The following is a 17,226-nucleotide window of genomic DNA, read 5'->3' as shown; positions in this document are numbered from 1 at the left end:
AAGAACGGCAACTGGCTTTAATGATAGATGGCGCAACATCGCTTAAACTCGAGATTTATTTTTGCGCTGAGACATGGGATCAGCGCTTAAGCTGCGATATACTTCAATACGATCAAAAGGCTGCAAGCGATAGCTGAGCGGCTGTTTTTGTGCATAGATACCCACATGCCAACGCTTCGCCGTTGGCGTTGCAATATCTGCCACTTGCTCACACCAACGTGCTAACGCTGGAAATTTCACCAACCACCCTGCCTGCCTCAATGCCTCATACAAACTTGTTTCATCATTAACTTGTAGGGTTAAATAATGCTGACATTTTGCATCTTCAGCGTATGCCAAATAAACAGTCATTAGCATGGTCTGCTCAGATGACGGCGCACAATTATTATCAGATTGAACGCCATTAGCGGTTAACTCAACCACTGCATCACCCAACCTATCAATGCCAATAACAGTGCTAGCGGCACAATCAAACGAATCGCTATTCGCCATAAGTTATAAAACGCTTCATTGCCAAAATTTAATGACTTACGCAGATGACTAATTTTCATCTGCCAACCCGCAAAGATAGACAGCAATAATACCGCTATGCTGCTAATAATCACTAAAAGTCCGACCAGCCACACAGTTGGTATGATAACGACTAACAAAAGCGCCAAAACAAAGGTTAATACCAAACTGACCAGTAGCCCAAACTTGTGCGCTAATTGCTGGGTACTATAATACAGCAAATAGCTGGCGACAAATAACACCCCTATCCAATACGATAGCTGTCCAATCGGTGGCAATGCCATGCCACTAATAGATAACGCCACAACCCCAACGAACAATTGTAATATCCAAATCGGGAGTACCAATTTGGTTGCCCGATACTCACTCGTCGCACGGCTGCGAGCAGGTTTTTGCGCATTGATATTGTCTGTGTCTACTGCTGTTGCCACTTGGTTCGTTACCAAGTTTTGACCAAACCAGTATAAGCCTGTGCCTGCACCCACACTAACCAACGCTAACGCGACTGCACGCGCCCATTCATTTAAGCTGATATCAGTCATCGCAAAGTCAATATTGGGTAGCCATTTGCCACGCCGAGCAATAAGCTATCACCATTAATCCCAGGCCAATCGGTAACGGTGCAACGCCCAATAAACTGAGTAACACAGCAATGACCATCAGGCCAGCAGCGATCGCAAAATCTGGTATAGCAGGAGCGCTATTAAGCTCCGTCAATGCCGCCAAAATACCTGTGCTCGCGCCTGAGATCACTAACGCCGCAATCAGAATAGAGACCAGCGCGGCGAGCCACCCAAAACTACGCCATATTGGGCTGGCATCTGCTTCGCGAGTAAGCTTTTGCATCCCTGCTAATGGCGCATCAACACTACGGTAGGCTAAGGCAATTTCCGCATAAACAACGGGCAAGGATACCAATACCATCGCCAATAGCCAGAGTAACCAAAAGTCAATCTCACCAATGGATGCTGGTGCAAACCAACGAAACAGCAGTAGCGGTAGCAGTGCCGCGATAAAATAAGAAGCATAACGGATCATCATAATCTAAATCCAAACGATCTAATACCTTTCACAAAAATGAGAATAGCTAGGAAAACGAGTGTCCGTACTACGCATTGTAGACGAAACAAGTTTGACACCGCCAATCATACTCTGTGGGTTTGGTATAAAGTGAATAACGATAATTTATCATGATACAGAGCAATGATAGGCCTCTGTAAGCAGTTTTATTTTATATAGTCGATTCCATTTAAAAGAAGCACAAGGTAACCAGAAGCAAATATATATTCAATACTTCAAGCGAGGTTAATGCGGCGACTCTTTTATAATGGAATGACTATAAGGTCTCTATAATATAAGGGATGAACAGTTATAAAAAAACCCCGAAATCGGGGTTTAATAATGAAACAATGGCGGATATCTGGTCAAGTGCTTATTAATTTCAGTGAGGCAAGGTGTATTAGGCACTCGTAGCTGATACCAATGAATTAGTGAACAGCACTGATATAGTCTGACAAGATACGAATATCACGATCCGATAGTTTCGATGCGACTGTCTGCATCATGCCCATATCACCTTCTTTCGCAGCATCATTGACACGTTTTTGCTCATCACTGTCAACATCATCAACACGGCCAGCCGCACGGAAGAGTTTTAGCTGAGTTGCGATGTACTGTGCATGCTGACCACCTAAGCGTGGAAATGCCGCCCAAGTATTACCAGCAGCATCTGGACCATGACAGCCTGCACAACCGATGACACCGCGTGACTTATCACCACCTAAGAATAGCTTAGTGGCTTCTTGGTTGGTCGCAGGATTACCAAATCCAACACCCCAAGGCGCTTGGCTAGCATAATAACCAGCCACGTTGGCTAAATCTTGCTGCGATAAGTTTGCAACTTGTGATTGCATAATACCATTCTTGCGATAACCTGCTTTAAAGTTGACCAACTGTTTGTAAAGATACTTTACGTTTTGGCCACCCAAGTTAGGCTGCGCAGGGACAACACTGACACCATCAACACCATGACAAGCAGCACAAACCGTTTCTGCAATTTGCTTACCGGCATTGACGTCGTACTCAGGAACAATAATAGCAGCTTGTACGCTGAAACTTGCAACGCATAAGCTGGCAGCAGCGATTAACTTTTTCATTGATACAAATCCTACTAGCTCGGCGTAAGCATTATTTAGAGTGATTGCACTGATAAGATACCTCATATAAACCACCCTACTATTGGTTAGGTAGGTATATGTTTTAAGGTCTTGGCCACAAGCAGTCTGAAAGTACTTACTAACATCAGGGTTTATTTTCGATTATTATAGCAAGACTTTGTAGCATTTGCCTACTTAATCGTCACATCCATCAGTTTTTCTAACACATAGACAAGTATGCCAACAAAAAACAAAAAGCGCTTACAGGCTAAAAAACCCAGCGCTTTTTTAAGTTGTTTTATAGTGTGTCGTATTGTGTTGCTTTATCGGTCAGCGTCTCACTTACTCATGTACTCAATCAACTTACGATAATCATCGTCGCTACAACTGTTACAAAGACCACCAGCAGGCATCTGCGTCATACCACTTTTAACGGAATTAATAAGTGTCGGCATGCTTTTTTGTTTGATAAGCTGTTGCCATTTGGCACTATCACCTTTTTTGATGGCGTTCAGCGCACCACTATCGTGACAGGCAGCACATGAGTTATCGTAGGTGGCTGCAATATCAGCAGCATTAGCGCTAGTCATGATAGCACTACTGAGCAGTAATGCCGCTCCGCTACCTACTAAAACTCGATAGGTCTGGCTAAAAAGTGCATTGATTGAAACCATAGAACACCTCCTTTTGATGCTTCTCTCGTTTAATCAATCTTGCTATTAAACGTCGTTCGTTCAGTATATCTTATTAAACATTGTAACAATGTATGTCGTATAAATATAGATAAATATAGTTTGGCTTTGGTAACGCATGAATAAAAGCAGCAACTTGCTCTAATGAGCGCTTATTTTAATGGTATTCTGTCATTTATGTGATGCTAATCATAGTTATTTCAATAAGTAAGATAAGTAATAGTATAGAATAGTCGATAACTTGAAATGACTGTGTTTATGACCAATAAACATTGAAAGTTATGATGAATAAATTCGTAACGATTTTTTGTCTAATGCACTGTCTTCTCGACAACCAGTTGATTAAAATTTTATAACCGTATCCAATTTCTTAAAGATTAATGAGCCATTTATGAGTACCCCGTTTACTGATGTCGCCGCCGAACATGCATTGTTCAACACTAAATCTCGTCAAAAAATTCAGCAAACTGAGTTTATGATGTCAGCGCCTACTTTTCGTCTCTGCCCACCCGATATGGCTTAGAAGTTGCCTTTGCAGGACGCTCAAACGCAGGTAAATCCTCTGCTATTAATGCCTTAACCAACCAACGCCAACTGGCACGCTCATCTAAAACGCCTGGTCGTACGCAGATGATTAACTTTTTTAGTATTGGTGATGCTGATAGACGTTTGGTGGATTTGCCAGGTTATGGCTACGCAGCCGTACCGCTTGAGATGAAAAAAGAATGGCAGGTTGAGCTAGAAGAATACTTGGTGGCGCGCTCAAGCCTTGCAGGTTTGGTGCTCATGACGGATATTCGTCATCCATTGAAGTTCTTTGATGAGCAAATGCTACGTTGGGCAAATGATGGTGAACTGCCGGTGCATATCTTGTTAACCAAAGCAGATAAGCTAAAGTATGGCGCATCTAAAAATGCGTTACTTAATACTCGTAAAAGACTAAAAGAACTGGGATTGAACTGTAGCATTCAGCTATTTTCAGCACTAAGAAAGGAAGGTCTTGATGAGCTGGCTGGTGTAATGGGCAACTGGTATGAGTATCAGCTTGAGGCAGACAAAATTATTGAATCCTCTTTTGCGTTACTAGAAGGCGCTGAGTTGGAAGAAGCGATCAAAAAAGATAGCATTGAAAAGGAAAGTACTCAGAAGGATAGCACTCAATAAGGATAGTGCTCAAAAATAAATCAAATAAACATTATCGTCTCCAAGTAAAAAGGGTTTATCGTTATTATCGATAAACCCTTTTTTTATTATCATTTTTTAGCATTCAAAAAGTTTTTTATTTAAGCACTTTTATTTAAGTGCTTTTAGTTAAGCACATAGTAGCTCAGCCAACGCTTGTGGCGTGTCAACCTGATAAGTGGGTTGCTGTGCGGCGAGCTCTGCAGGTGATGCTGTACCATAATTCACCGCAATACTGGTCATGCCTAGTTCCGTTGCCATTTGGATATCGTAGATACTGTCACCGATGAAAACAGCATTGGCGATTTGCTGCTGCGTATAATTCAAAATATCGGTCAACATCTGCGGGTCAGGTTTTGAGCCTGCCTCATCGGCACAGCGGGTCATCACAAAATAATGGTGGCTCTCTGAAGCATCTAATACGCGGTCTAAGCCCTTTCGCTTTTTACCAGTTGCAACCGCGAGACTTTTACCTTGGGCTTGTAGGGTCTGCAACATCCCTTCTATCGGCGCAAAAAGCGGTGTACTGTGGCTGTTGGCAATATAGTGGTCTGCGTAGCTTTGCTGAATCGCAAGCTTTTGTGTGTCATTGGCTTGCGGATACAAAATCTCAATGCCATTCATTAAGCTCAGCCCAATGATGTCTTGTACAGCTTTATCGGTGGTCTGGAACCATGCGCCTCTCCTGCCACATGCATTGACTCAACGATTAAGCCAATGGAATCCATTAGCGTTCCATCCCAATCAAAAATAATCAGCGTCTTATCCGCTAAACGATGACTGGCTGACAACTGAGTTCCTTTGAAAGCGCTAGAGATACTAGCGACAGATTGATTGCTCATAAATAGACCTTAACGAATATCAATAATAAATGGTAGATACGAAAACGTCACGGCAACTTATTAAGAAAAATAAGCGTTCGTGACGTTTAAAGTTAATGCTTAAAAATTTTATTTGGCGACTTATTCAGGCAACTTGGTTTGCTCTGGCAACCAGTCTGCCATGTCATCTGGTAGCGGTGCAGTAATAGTTTCATAGCCTGGAATGTCTAAACGCCACGCATGCAGACACAGACGATGGACGCCTGATTTATCATGCACATTATATTTATCATCACCCAAGATAGCGTGACCAATGTGAGCCAAATGCACACGGATTTGATGGGTACGACCCGTCAGTGGTTTGGCTTCAATTAGACTAACTGGCTGATCAGCAATCATAAAACGACCATGAACGACGATATCCGTCTGGCTGTCTTTAGATTGCGGATCTTGCGCATCTACTTTGACGCGGCGTTCACCACTAGCAACTGTATAGCGTAGCAATGACGCATCAATGCGTTGCTCATTTAATGCTGGCTGACCTTTGGCGATACATAAGTAATGCTTCTGGATGGTTTTATCAACGAGATGCTGTTGCAACGCTTTTAGCGCTGAGCGTTTTTTAGAAATCATCAATAGACCTGAGGTGTCTTTATCAATGCGATGTATCAGCTCTAGGTATTTTTTACCTGTCACTTCACGCATGGCTTCGATAACACCAAAGTCCAAACCACTACCACCGTGAACGGCGATGCCAGAAGGCTTATTCAGCACTAGCATTCCTTCGTCTTCATACACTACGCGTGCTAACAAGCTTTTAGCAAACTCAGCACTGATAATTGGTTTTTCGCGGGTAGCAAGTACCACTGGCGCGATACGTACCACGTCTTCACGCTGTACTCTATCGTGCGCTTTGCAGCGTTTATTATTGACCCGAATCTCATCTGAGCGAATCATTTTATAGATATGCGGTTTTGGCAAACCTTTTAAACGGTTCAACAAAAAGTTATCCAAGCGCTGATCGTGTTGATGGCGGGTTACTTCAAGATAATTTACCTTACCAAAGTTGCTGATTTCATCATCAGCGCTTTGCGGGCGTGTTTTACTATTAAAAATAGCAGGGGCTTCATGGTAGGTGCGTCGTCAGTCATTTTTGGCTTCGTCATTTTTAGTTAGGTATTTACAGAAAGATTTGCTATAGTTTAGCATGTTGAGCGACAATTAAGCAGAGACTGCAGCATAATCATTGTTGTTGTTCTAAATAGCGCATTACCATTTTTACGAACTTTTAGTGAAAAGGTATTAGCAGTATACCCTGCCAACATTGTATGTTTAATCGGATTTTAGGGCGCAGTATCTGTTTAGAAATATCACTTGTAGATATTTATAGATATGTCCCCATAAATTGTAAAATGAAAGTATCGTACTGACTTTACTCAGTACCATAGAATAAATAGTGACACTAAATACCTTTGTGTTCATAAATTCAGTGTTGATAAGTTTGGCTAAATGCCTGTTTATTGACCGATAATGACACTACATTGACTCACAACCTGCATGACAACGACTTTATTTGATAATTATTCATGATTTAATGACTGGTTATTGGCGGTCTTTTACGCAAGTGTAGTTGAGCAAGTATGGGTTGTTTAGCATTAGGATCGAGAAGTATATCGATAGCTGCCTACGTATTGGTGGTCAAACAGATAACGATAAAAAAGATATGAATACAGCACCACACCGATAGTTTGGTCATTTATTCTGTTTGCCAAGTACGCCCCGCTGATCACCGGAGCCGCGACACCTAACCGTAAAACACCCAAGATATTATTGACGTTATACCAGAAAGAACGATAAATAAAGAGTGACCAATTGCTTTACCTAAACAAATAATTGCTGAATATCACCATTTCATATAATGGTATTTATAACAGCGATATTATTGCTAGACTTTGATGGATGGATTGCAGCAGCACAACGCCTTTTGAATATCAGTATATTGAATCTCGTCACTGCCCGTCGCCTGCTCTTACAAAGTAAGCTGGCATGACTACCAATAAAGCTTGCTGATAGTAAAACTGAATCGCATGCTGACGCATTAATATTTGTACCAAGCCTATCAATAATAGGATATAAATAGATAGCCTTACACCCTATAAATTTTATATTTACGTTAGTTCTGCTAACACGCTTTAGGTAAAAAACAAGCCATTGACAAAGCCCAAGTGCTTTATTAACCCATGATTTACGTTCTATCGTTGATTAACATCTGCCATGCTAATTTAAATGTTAGCCATACTTGCCATTGCGCTCTAAAGCCCGTCTCGTCGTTGTTATGCGTACTCATAGGATACAAATATGAAACGCATTTTGATCAACGCTACTCAAAACGAAGAAATTCGTGTCGCCTTATGTAAAGGCAATCATCTTTACGATTTCGATCTTGAAAACCGTACTCGTGAACAAAAAAAATCCAATATATATAAAGGTCATGTGACCCGTGTCGAGCCATCGCTTGAAGCGGTGTTTGTCGAATATGGCTCACAGCGCCAAGGTTTTTTACCCATTCGTGAAATCTCTGCTGAATACTTAAGCGGTAATCCACGTGACGAAAACATCAAAAAACTGATCAAAGAAGGCGATGAATTAATCGTCCAAGTCGAAAAAGAGGAGCGCGGTAACAAAGGCGCTGCCCTATCGACGTATGTCTCATTAGCTGGTCGTTATCTGGTATTAATGCCAAACAACCCTCGCGGCGGTGGTATCTCACGTCAAATCTCAGGCAAACTGCGCGAAGACATGAAGCGTATGCTAAGCAATCTTGATTTACCAAAAGGCATGAGTGTCATCATTCGTACCGCGGGTATTGGTAAAACTCAAGAAGATTTACAGCACGATTTAAATCACTTGCTGAATATCTGGCAAGCCATTCAAGAACAAAACCAAAAATATCCTTCACCGCGCTTGGTTCACCAAGAAGCGGGCGTTGTCACACGTGCTGTTCGTGATTATCTACGTGATGATATCGCTGAGATTTGGATTGATAATGAAAACGCTTATATTGAAGCGGCAGGATTTATCGATGCAGTGATGCCAAAACAAGCAGAAAAGCTACGCAAATATACCGATTATGAGCCGATGTTTTCGCGCTTTAATATCGAAAAACAGATCGAAACCGCGTATCAACGTGAAGTGCGTTTGCCATCAGGCGGCTCAATCGTTATTGATCAAACGGAAGCACTAGTCTCTATCGATATCAACTCAGCCAAGTCGACCAAAGGTTCAGACGTTGCCGAAACTGCGTATCATACCAACCTAGAAGCAGCCGATGAAATTGCCCGTCAGCTACGTTTGCGTGATATGGGTGGTTTGATTGTCATTGATTTTATTGATATGAATGACAATAAGCATCAAAAAGAAGTCGAAAAACGTCTGATTGATGCCACCAAATATGACCGTGCACGCGTGCAATTTGGTGATATTTCTAAGTTTGGTTTGATGGAAATGAGCCGTCAGCGTCTGCGTCCATCGCTAGAAGAGTCAACCGGTTATATCTGCCCACGCTGCCATGGTAACGGCATGATTCGTGACTTGCGCTCATTGTCACTATCAATTATGCGTCAGATTGAACAAATCGCGCTAAAAGAACGTCAAGGCGAAGTACAAGCAGAAGTTCCAACAGATATCGCCGCCTTCTTATTAAACGAAAAACGTGATGCCTTAGTTTATCTTGAGCAAGACAGTGGCACGCGTATCACGATTTTGCCACACGCGCATTTAGAGTCGCCTAACTTTAAACTACACTTTAACCGTGATGGCTTTGCGCCTTCAAGCTATGAGCGTATTACGGATACAGCCCAAGAACATAGCGATTTGGGTTATGAAGTTGACTGGCAAACGGCTGAAAAAGAGCGTCCAGAGCAACAGCCAACGCGCCAGCCACGTCAAATAGCGAGCAATGATACTGCTAGCCAATCAAACAAACCGACCAGTACAGCTGAGCATAGTAAACACAGTAACGACCATCGTAACAATAAAAATACGACCAACGTTTCATCGGCGCGCGCGCCACAAGCAAACAACAACCAGAGTGTGGCAGCCCCTGCCCCTGTTGCTCCAGTAGCAGCAACTACAGCTCCTGCACATGTTGAGACAGCAGCTCAGCCACAAGCAGTGGCGTGGTTATCAAACCTATTTGCGCAAGCACCACAAGCCTCAACGACGCATAGCGTCAGTAGTCGTGATGCAGCACAAGCCATTGAAGCACTAGTAAATAATGGCGCACAAAGCTTAGGCTCATTTGGACAAGTTGATAGCAGTGCCCTGAGTAATACATCAACGAGTGCATCGAACAACGTACCAGAAAATCAGCAGAACAGTCAGAAAAATAACGAACAACCATCCGACAACAATGCCAATCGTCAACAAGCGCGTCGTAGCTCAGACAGCGACACCGATGATGATAGCAGTAATGAAGATAGAAGAAGACGTAAGCCACGTAAATCTAGATCTTCTAAACCTCGTCAAAGAAAAGATCAGGCAGAAGAGTCAAGCAATGAAACAAGCGGCGATACCGAGAACAACGCCGTAAATAGTGCTGCAAGTAATGCTGATGACAAGCAGGCTGACAATCAAAACAAACGTCAGCAGGATACCAGACGCACGAATGAGCGCAATCGCAACAATCGTCAAGACAGTAGCCACCATGCAAACGAGCGCAATGATGATGCTGATAAAGACAGTAATACGGCAGATGAGCAAACTCGTGCGAAGCGTAAATCGCATAGCCAACGCGGTTCACGTGGCAAGTTAGAGCGCGGCGAGACACTAACAGCTGAAAATATTAAGCAACCCAATCAGCAAGCGACGACAGGTGCGAACAGCCGAAAAAATCACTCTAACACGCGTCGAAATCAAGATCCTAATGAAGTCGTGCTACAGGTCAATGAAGCAGCCGTTGAGCTGAAATCACCAGAAGTCGTACACTTGTCTCTAGATGACAGTAAGTCTACACAGACAAAGTCTCAATCTACTGAAAAGCAAAAACCAGTAAATGATGTTAATAAAGAAAGCAGTAAAAAAGAAGCTAATACACAGCAAAGTGATAATCAGCAGAGCAATGACAAAAAAGTTGCTCCTGAAACAGCTGCTGTGAAGGGTAACGACGAAGGCACTGTAGCGCCTCATGATGTTAATGTTGATGATGTTAACGTTAGCACCACTGAAGACAAGGGACAAAATAATGCCCCGAAAATAGACAGTAACGCTACTGACAAAAAACCTGCCGTAGATGAGCAACCAACATCTAACAGCGTTACCAAAGACCAAACTGACCATTCAAAATCTGTGGATACTAACGTGGACAGCGTAGCAATAACGCCAAAACAGCCCGAATCAGAATCGACAGAAAAAGCGAATAGTGACACTGTTGACACTGTTGACGCTACCGACAGTGACGCCGATGTTAGCAATGCCAATGACAGTCATAGCGCAAGTGGTCATAGCACAAATGATAAGAACAACTCAGACTGCGCTAACGCACGAAGCATTATTTGCCAAGCGCTACGTGACTGCTGAGAAGTTTGGTCAGGCTAGTAATGATCACGTGTGGTTCGTAGTCAGCAAGCACAATCAGCTCAACAACCACCAGTAGCTGAGCCTGCAGTAGTAAACCCATCGACTATTCGTGGCACTGTTGGTGATTTTGTTCGTAAAGCATTAGCAGATGCAGAAAGTCGTTTGAAAAATGACGGTGTCATTAGTTGCTTTATTGCTGCTATCGATGCACATACGCAGCAAACAAAATCAGCTAACAAATCAGCTAACATTGAAACGAGCGTCACACCGACTGCTGATACCAAAGTTGAGGACAGCAATTTCGACTTTAGCAACTATGGCTATCAGCCATTGGCGGCAGATTACCTGACGCGCTTTGAAACGATGACACAAGCGGTCAGTCAGTTTGCGGCAACGCAAGGTAAAACGGACGTCGAACCACGTGCCATTGGTAAGCGTGCTGGCAACGATCCACGTGGTCAACATCCTAGTTATCAGGAGCCCGCAGTGTTGAGTCTACCGACCGAACAAGCGGCTGATACTGAGCAAGCGGTTATTGAACATGATGATAACAATGTGGATGCTCATGATGTTGAGGCAAATGCTCTAGCCAATCAAGCTCAGGCTGATAATATCAGCGCTCACAGCGAACAATTACTAGAAGCAGATCAAGCCCTAGCAGAAACAACTGGCGAGCCGTCGAATGAAGGCACTGTGATTGCTGAGCGAGTAGCAGCTGAAAAGACTGACGGGGCACATGACGATAGCGAAGCTGCTGACATTGAAGAGGCTAATACTCAAGAAGCTGACGTTGAAAAAACTAAGCCAGCAGATGAGCCTAAGGTAGAGCAACCTATCAATACCAAAGAAGCAGGCAAAGACGACAGTCAGGCTGCTAAGTCAAAAACCACGATTGCCAGTTATAAAAACATGATTGAGAATGTGGCTGAACAACTGCTGCCACAGACTGGTATGTTTAATTTGACCACGCCAAAAGTACCAAAGGCACGTAGCCGTAAGCCTAAAACGGAGCATAAAAAGCCCACGCAAGCTGAAAAGCTAGAGACTGATGACTCAGATAGCGAAAGCTAATCGTATAACGTCCAACGCAAAAGCCCCAAAGTTGTCAGCAACTTTGGGGCTTTTTTACGAAATAAAATCACAATCAATATAAAGCTAAAGCACAGGTAACTGACTTAGTGTGCAGATGACGCTGTGTCGTCTTTTCCACGAATTTTACTAATAACTGTTAAGATAGCCACAACCGCAGCGCCAATGATAAAACCAATGACGCCATTTAATACCGTTGTCGTTAAGCTTTCAAAGATACCCGTTAAATCAGCGATATCCTCTACTCCATGATGTAAGAAGCCGATACCGTGTACTAAGATACCACCGCCTACTAAAAACATTGCCAACGTGCCAGCGATAGATAGAAACTTCATCAGTTTTGGTGCCGCTGCAAACATTAACTTGCCCAATTTTTGCTTGAACACTCCTTCTTGTTCCATTAAATGCAGACCTGCATCGTCTATTTTCACGATACCAGCGACCAAGCCATAAATACCAATCGTAATACCGATGGCTAAAATAGACAGCACCAAGCTTCGTTCTAATAAAGTGGCGCTTGCCGTTGATCCCAAGGCAATCACGATAATCTCAGCTGACAGAATAAAATCCGTACGTACTGCACCTTTGATCTTTTCTTTTTCAAAAGCGACCAAATCTATAGTCTCATCAGCATTGGCTTGCCGACGAGCATTTTGCTCCTCATCATGCGGCAAAGCATGTGGCCAAAATCGATGAATGACTTTTTCAGCGCCTTCGTAAACCAAAAACAAACCACCACACATTAGTAAAAAAGTGACCAGCGGTGGATAAACAGCACTAATCAAGAGTGCCGCTGGTACTAGAATAAGTTTATTAATAAATGAGCCTTTGGCGACCGCCCAGACCACTGGTAGCTCACGATTGGCTTTGACACCCGTGACCTGTTCTGCGTTGAGCGCCAAATCATCGCCCAATACACCAGCGGTTTTTTTAGCAGCGACTTTGGTCATGACGGAAACATCATCTAATATCACACTGATATCATCAAGTAGGGTTAATAAACTGGCACCTGCATGTGTGCTCCTTAGCAAAAATTTATTGAAATAAAGGGTTAAAAATAACTGATACCAATAGTTTTATAGGAATTTTTATAAAAACACTGTTATTAGCCGTAGACTACAAGGGCAAGCGTCGATATTAAATAGTACAAATGTATCTTGTTTTTTTGAATTGACGTTTATGCTACTACTATTATTGCTACCCTCACCTCCCTATATCACCTCATAGCCTGTGGCTGTTATTTGCCATAAATATGTTAATATAGGCGACATGATTACTTACCTTTTATAATTATTAAATTGTAAAAAAACCTTTTAATTTTAAACCTTTAAGACAATATCGATACGTATTGCTTTATATAGACATTTAGTATCATTTTTCTTAAAACGACTTCACGATTAGGCACGATGCTACAGGACACCTATATATGTCATCCCCGATTGCAAAAAACACCTTTGCTCAAAACCGCTTTTCTCGAAATAATTTATCTCGCTTTATTATGAGTGCTCTGCTTGTTGTGATTGCTGCGGGCTGCTCAAACAATGCAGCAGATGCGACTAGCAACACCAGTATCGTCAATAATACCGATGCTAAAACCAGTACAAGTAACGCATCCGCTGATAGCGATGCTGCCGTGGTAAAGGCATTGCAGGCGAATTTAAATACGTCCGGTATTGAAGAAAATATCATTTCAGCCGTACCAACAGATATGGATGGTATTTATTGGGTCACAGCGGAAGGACTGCCTTCTTTCTTTACTGATAAGTCTGGCAAACACATTATCCAAGGTCAGATTATTGCTGTTGGCGAGGCTCTGCCTGTCGATATCAGTGCGGCATTGGTTGCTAGTACCGCACAAGAAGCCCTAAAAGCCGTCGATAAAAAAGACATGGTGATTTATCCAGCAATAGGCGAAACGAAGTCAGTGGTCTATGCCTTTACCGATGCAGACTGTGGTTATTGTCGTAAATTGCACGAAGAGATGGATGATATCAATGCACGTGGTATCGAAGTACGTTATTTGGCATGGCCGCGCAGTCAGGAATCGGTGCCAAAAATGGAAGCCATTTGGTGTAGTCAAGATCGTAAGGCGGCATGAATCAAGGAAAAATGGGCGCTGATGTACAAGCGCCTAGCTGTGCCAGCCCTGTACAAGAACACATGGCACTGGGTGCAAAACTTGGTGTGCGTGGTACTCCCGCTATCTTTACAGAATCTGGTCAGCAAGTAGGCGGCTATCTACCTGCGGCGGAGTTGGCTCAAGCTGTCGGTGCTAGCTAAAATCTGTTATTGTTTCAGGTATTTGTGATATCTATGACGATGGCGACATTGTGTAGACGTCACAACTGCTTGTCGGTATGATACGATAAAGCGCTATGAAAAATCAGCAGCATACTTTTTATTTGAGTATTTTTTATTCAACTGTAATGAAAAATCGATAAAGCTGCGACTGTCAAAATGCACGCAAATACTACAGCTAGTAGCGCATGCGCATTTGACGCTGTGACAGCGTTATCATTGGTTCATTATATTTAACCTCTTGAGGATACTGTGAGTAATTCCATCAAACTAGCGATACTTGGTCTGGGCACCGTCGGAACGGGCGTGATCAATCTAATCAATGACAACTTAAATGAGCTAAAACGCCGTAGCGGACGCGACATTATCATTACCGAAGTTGGTACGCGCCGTCATCGTGATGATATTGATCCCAATATTATGCAAAACAGTGACTTGATGGCAACTGCTGCAAGCGACAATGTCGATATCGTCGTCGAGGTGATTGGCGGTACGACCCTTGCCAAAGACGTAATTATGCACGCCATTAAAAACGGCAAGCATGTGGTGACTGCAAATAAGGCGCTATTGGCAGAACATGGCAACGAAATCTTTGCCTTTGCTGAAGAGCATAACGTCCATGTCGCTTATGAAGCAGCCGTCGCAGGCGGTATCCCCATTATTAAAGTCATGCGCGAAGCGCTCGCTGCTAATAAAATCGATTGGCTAGCAGGTATCATCAACGGTACTGGCAACTTTATCATGACCGAAATGCGTGACAAAGGTCGCCCTTTTGCCGACGTACTAAGTGAAGCACAAGAATTGGGTTATGCAGAAGCAGATCCGACCTTTGATGTCGAAGGTATTGATGCGGCCCATAAACTGGCATTACTCGCCTCTATCGCCTTTGGTATTCCGCTGCAATTTGACAAGGTCTACTGTGAAGGCATCACTGGTATCACCTTACAAGACGTCAACTATGCGGAAGAGCTTGGCTACCGTATCAAGCATTTGGGCTTTGCCGTACGCCGTGATGGTCAAGGGAATGATGAGGCTTCTGGTATCGAGCTGCGCGTACACCCAACGCTTATTCCGCAGGATGCGTTACTCGCCAACGTCAATGGCGTAAAAAACGCCGTACTGGTCAACTCTCATCCGCTTGGACAGACGCTATATTGCGGTGATGGTGCTGGCGCTGGTGCGACGGCTTCTGCGGTGATGGCCGATGTGATGGACTTGGTGCGTGTTCTAGGTAGCAAAGACAGTAGCGATGAAAGCAACAGTAATCAAAACAACCACGGTCACCATGTGCCGCATTTAGCATTTATCCCCGAGCAGCTATCAGACACGCCCATATTGCGCGCTGAGCAGATGATTACCGGTTATTATTTGCGCGTGCATGCTTATGATAGCCCTGGTGTGTTGGCAGATATTACTCGCATTCTAAGCGATGCTGGTATTAATATCGATGCGATTTTACAAAAACCTGCGCACAAAGTTGGTCAAGTTCCGGTTATTATCTTGACGCTGCCCGTGGTCGAAAGTCAGATGAATCTAGCCATCGAAAAAATTGAAAAACTAGATACCATTACTGATAAAGTAGTACGCATTCGCTTGGATGAGCTAGCATAAAGCCTGCAGTTATTGAGCCTAAAAGATGCTATCTAGTCCGCGTTTGGTTTTAATTCAGACAAACTCATTTAAAATACGTAAAAAGGAATAATAACGATGTCAAATGATGCAATTGTAATTTTAAACGGCGCACGTACTCCAATGGGCGGCTTTCAAGGCGCACTAAAAGATATGAGCGCAACGGAACTTGGTGGTGCTGCCATTAAAGCCGCTGTCGAACGCTCAGGTGTGGCGGTCGATAGTATTGATGAAGTCATTATGGGCTGTATCTTGACCGCAGGCTTGGGTCAAGGCCCTGCGCGTCAAGCGATGCGTAATGCAGGTTTATCTGATGCAACTGGCGCTGTCACTATTAACAAGCTTTGTGGTTCAGGGCTAAAAGCAGTCATGCAAGCACATGACGGCATCAAAGCTGGTAGTTTCAATGTGGCAGTCGCTGGCGGCATGGAATCAATGACCAATGCGCCATACATCATGCCAGGGTCACGTGGCGGCTACCGTATGGGACATAAAGAAGTCAAAGATCATATGTTCCTAGACGGTTTAGAAGATGCTGAAACTGGCAAACTGATGGGTATGTTCGCACAGGAAATGCTGATGAAAAAGGCTATACCCGTGAGAAAATGGATGCGTTTGCTATCGAATCGCTAAATCGTGCGCTCACTGCTATCAAAGACGACCACTTCAAAGATGAAATCACGCCAGTGACTTTTAAAACCCGTAAAGGCGAGCAAACCGTCGATACCGATGAGCAACCAGCGCTTGCTAATGCTGAGCGTATCCCTACTCTACGTCCAGCCTTCGCCAAAGATGGCACCATCACGGCAGCAAATGCCAGCTCAATCTCAGACGGTGCGGCAGCGGTTGTAGTCATGAAAGAATCGCAAGCGAAAGCAGAAGGTTTGGACTATCAAGCGCGTATCGTTGCAACCGCATCAAACTCTCGTCACCCAAGCGAATTTACCATTGCTCCGATTGGTGCAATTGAAAAAGTATTGGCTAGTGCTGGTTGGTCAGTCGCTGATGTTGACTTATGGGAAATCAACGAAGCGTTTGCAATGGTAACCATGGCGGCGATGGACGAGCTAAAAATTGACCATGCCAAAGTAAACGTTGAAGGCGGTGCTTGTGCACTCGGTCATCCAGTAGGCTGTTCAGGTGCTCGTATCTTGATCACGCTTATCAACTCTCTCAAGCGTACTGGCGGCAAAAAAGGCGTTGCGACACTTTGTATTGGTGGCGGTGAAGCGTGGCTGTTGCTATTGAACTTGCTTGATACTCGAGCAGATT

The 17,226-nt window shown here is 43.6% G+C and carries 11 protein-coding genes and 4 pseudogenes; 6 read left to right on the top strand and 9 right to left on the bottom strand.

Translation table 11 applies throughout. From position 1 onward, the window contains the following. Nucleotides 1-42: 42 nt before the first annotated feature. From TT12_RS12500 to TT12_RS12485, 5 genes are all read right to left on the bottom strand, one after another. Nucleotides 43-423, bottom strand: a complete 381-nt coding sequence (locus tag TT12_RS12500; RefSeq protein WP_045455380.1) for an RnfH family protein — start codon at nt 421-423, stop codon at nt 43-45. Continuing rightward, nucleotides 411-1,052: a hypothetical protein gene (locus TT12_RS17735; RefSeq protein ID WP_243443687.1), complete on the bottom strand. Its 642-nt coding sequence runs from the start codon at nt 1,050-1,052 to the stop codon at nt 411-413. The genes TT12_RS12500 and TT12_RS17735 overlap by 13 nt, the downstream gene beginning before the upstream one ends. Before the next feature lie 7 nt (nt 1,053-1,059). Beyond that, complete coding sequence (locus TT12_RS17730) at nt 1,060-1,551, bottom strand: hypothetical protein (RefSeq protein ID WP_243443686.1); 492 nt, start codon at nt 1,549-1,551, stop codon at nt 1,060-1,062. 446 nt (nt 1,552-1,997) lie between these two features. Next, the gene (locus TT12_RS12490; protein ID WP_045443487.1) at nt 1,998-2,666 is read right to left on the bottom strand and encodes a c-type cytochrome; all 669 of its coding nucleotides are present in this window, start codon (nt 2,664-2,666) and stop codon (nt 1,998-2,000) included. Between the two features lie 338 nt (nt 2,667-3,004). After that, nucleotides 3,005-3,340 carry a c-type cytochrome gene (locus TT12_RS12485; protein WP_045455333.1) on the bottom strand — a complete coding sequence of 112 codons (336 nt, stop codon included), beginning with the start codon at nt 3,338-3,340 and terminating at the stop codon, nt 3,005-3,007. A gap of 409 nt (nt 3,341-3,749) precedes the next feature. On the opposite strand from TT12_RS12485, the pseudogene yihA reads away from it, so the two are divergent. Next, nucleotides 3,750-4,522: pseudogene (gene yihA / locus TT12_RS12480) on the top strand (ribosome biogenesis GTP-binding protein YihA/YsxC). Between the two features lie 147 nt (nt 4,523-4,669). Here yihA and TT12_RS12475 read toward each other — a convergent pair. The 3 genes and pseudogenes from TT12_RS12475 to TT12_RS12470 form a co-directional block, all read right to left on the bottom strand. Next, on the bottom strand, nt 4,670-5,164 hold the full coding sequence (locus TT12_RS12475; protein ID WP_243443685.1) for an HAD family hydrolase: 495 nt from the start codon (nt 5,162-5,164) through the stop codon (nt 4,670-4,672). Nucleotides 5,165-5,169: 5 nt separating this feature from the next. Beyond that, a complete protein-coding gene (locus TT12_RS17725; protein ID WP_243443684.1) occupies nt 5,170-5,382 on the bottom strand; it encodes a hypothetical protein in 213 nt (70 codons plus the stop codon). Between the two features lie 120 nt (nt 5,383-5,502). Continuing rightward, nucleotides 5,503-6,512 (bottom strand): annotated as a pseudogene (locus TT12_RS12470) (RluA family pseudouridine synthase). Between the two features lie 1,207 nt (nt 6,513-7,719). Between TT12_RS12470 and TT12_RS19465 the strand changes: the two are divergent. After that, on the top strand, nt 7,720-10,938 hold the full coding sequence (locus TT12_RS19465) for an Rne/Rng family ribonuclease (protein WP_243443683.1): 3,219 nt from the start codon (nt 7,720-7,722) through the stop codon (nt 10,936-10,938). 30 nt (nt 10,939-10,968) lie between these two features. Next, nucleotides 10,969-12,009, top strand: coding sequence for a hypothetical protein (locus tag TT12_RS17720; protein ID WP_045455325.1), 1,041 nt, complete (start codon nt 10,969-10,971; stop codon nt 12,007-12,009). A gap of 104 nt (nt 12,010-12,113) precedes the next feature. On the opposite strand, the gene TT12_RS12455 is transcribed toward TT12_RS17720, so the two are convergent. Next, a complete protein-coding gene (locus TT12_RS12455; RefSeq protein WP_045455322.1) occupies nt 12,114-13,058 on the bottom strand; it encodes a DUF808 domain-containing protein in 945 nt (314 codons plus the stop codon). Between the two features lie 395 nt (nt 13,059-13,453). On the opposite strand from TT12_RS12455, the pseudogene TT12_RS18630 reads away from it, so the two are divergent. From TT12_RS18630 to TT12_RS12440, 3 genes and pseudogenes are all read left to right on the top strand, one after another. Continuing rightward, nucleotides 13,454-14,307: pseudogene (locus tag TT12_RS18630) on the top strand (DsbC family protein). 270 nt (nt 14,308-14,577) lie between these two features. Then, complete coding sequence (locus TT12_RS12445) at nt 14,578-15,936, top strand: homoserine dehydrogenase (protein WP_045455318.1); 1,359 nt, start codon at nt 14,578-14,580, stop codon at nt 15,934-15,936. 96 nt (nt 15,937-16,032) lie between these two features. After that, nucleotides 16,033-17,226, top strand: a pseudogene (locus tag TT12_RS12440) (thiolase family protein); the annotation flags it as partial.

The organism is Psychrobacter sp. JCM 18903 (assembly GCF_000586475.1).
GTDB lineage: Bacteria > Pseudomonadota > Gammaproteobacteria > Pseudomonadales > Moraxellaceae > Psychrobacter.
The sequence above is the reverse complement of the archived record's forward strand: the minus strand, read 5'-3'. Positions and strand labels throughout refer to the sequence as shown.

Excerpts from the sequence above, each read along its gene's own strand:
- TT12_RS12485 (WP_045455333.1), bottom strand. The coding sequence starts at position 3,340 with ATGGTTTCAATCAATGCACTTTTTAGCCAGACCTATCGAGTTTTAGTA.
- TT12_RS19465 (WP_243443683.1), top strand. The coding sequence starts at position 7,720 with ATGAAACGCATTTTGATCAACGCTACTCAAAACGAAGAAATTCGTGTC.
- TT12_RS17730 (WP_243443686.1), bottom strand. The coding sequence starts at position 1,551 with ATGATGATCCGTTATGCTTCTTATTTTATCGCGGCACTGCTACCGCTA.
- TT12_RS12490 (WP_045443487.1), bottom strand. The coding sequence starts at position 2,666 with ATGAAAAAGTTAATCGCTGCTGCCAGCTTATGCGTTGCAAGTTTCAGC.
- TT12_RS12475 (WP_243443685.1), bottom strand. The coding sequence starts at position 5,164 with ATGAATGGCATTGAGATTTTGTATCCGCAAGCCAATGACACACAAAAG.
- TT12_RS17735 (WP_243443687.1), bottom strand. The coding sequence starts at position 1,052 with ATGACTGATATCAGCTTAAATGAATGGGCGCGTGCAGTCGCGTTAGCG.
- TT12_RS17725 (WP_243443684.1), bottom strand. The coding sequence starts at position 5,382 with ATGAGCAATCAATCTGTCGCTAGTATCTCTAGCGCTTTCAAAGGAACT.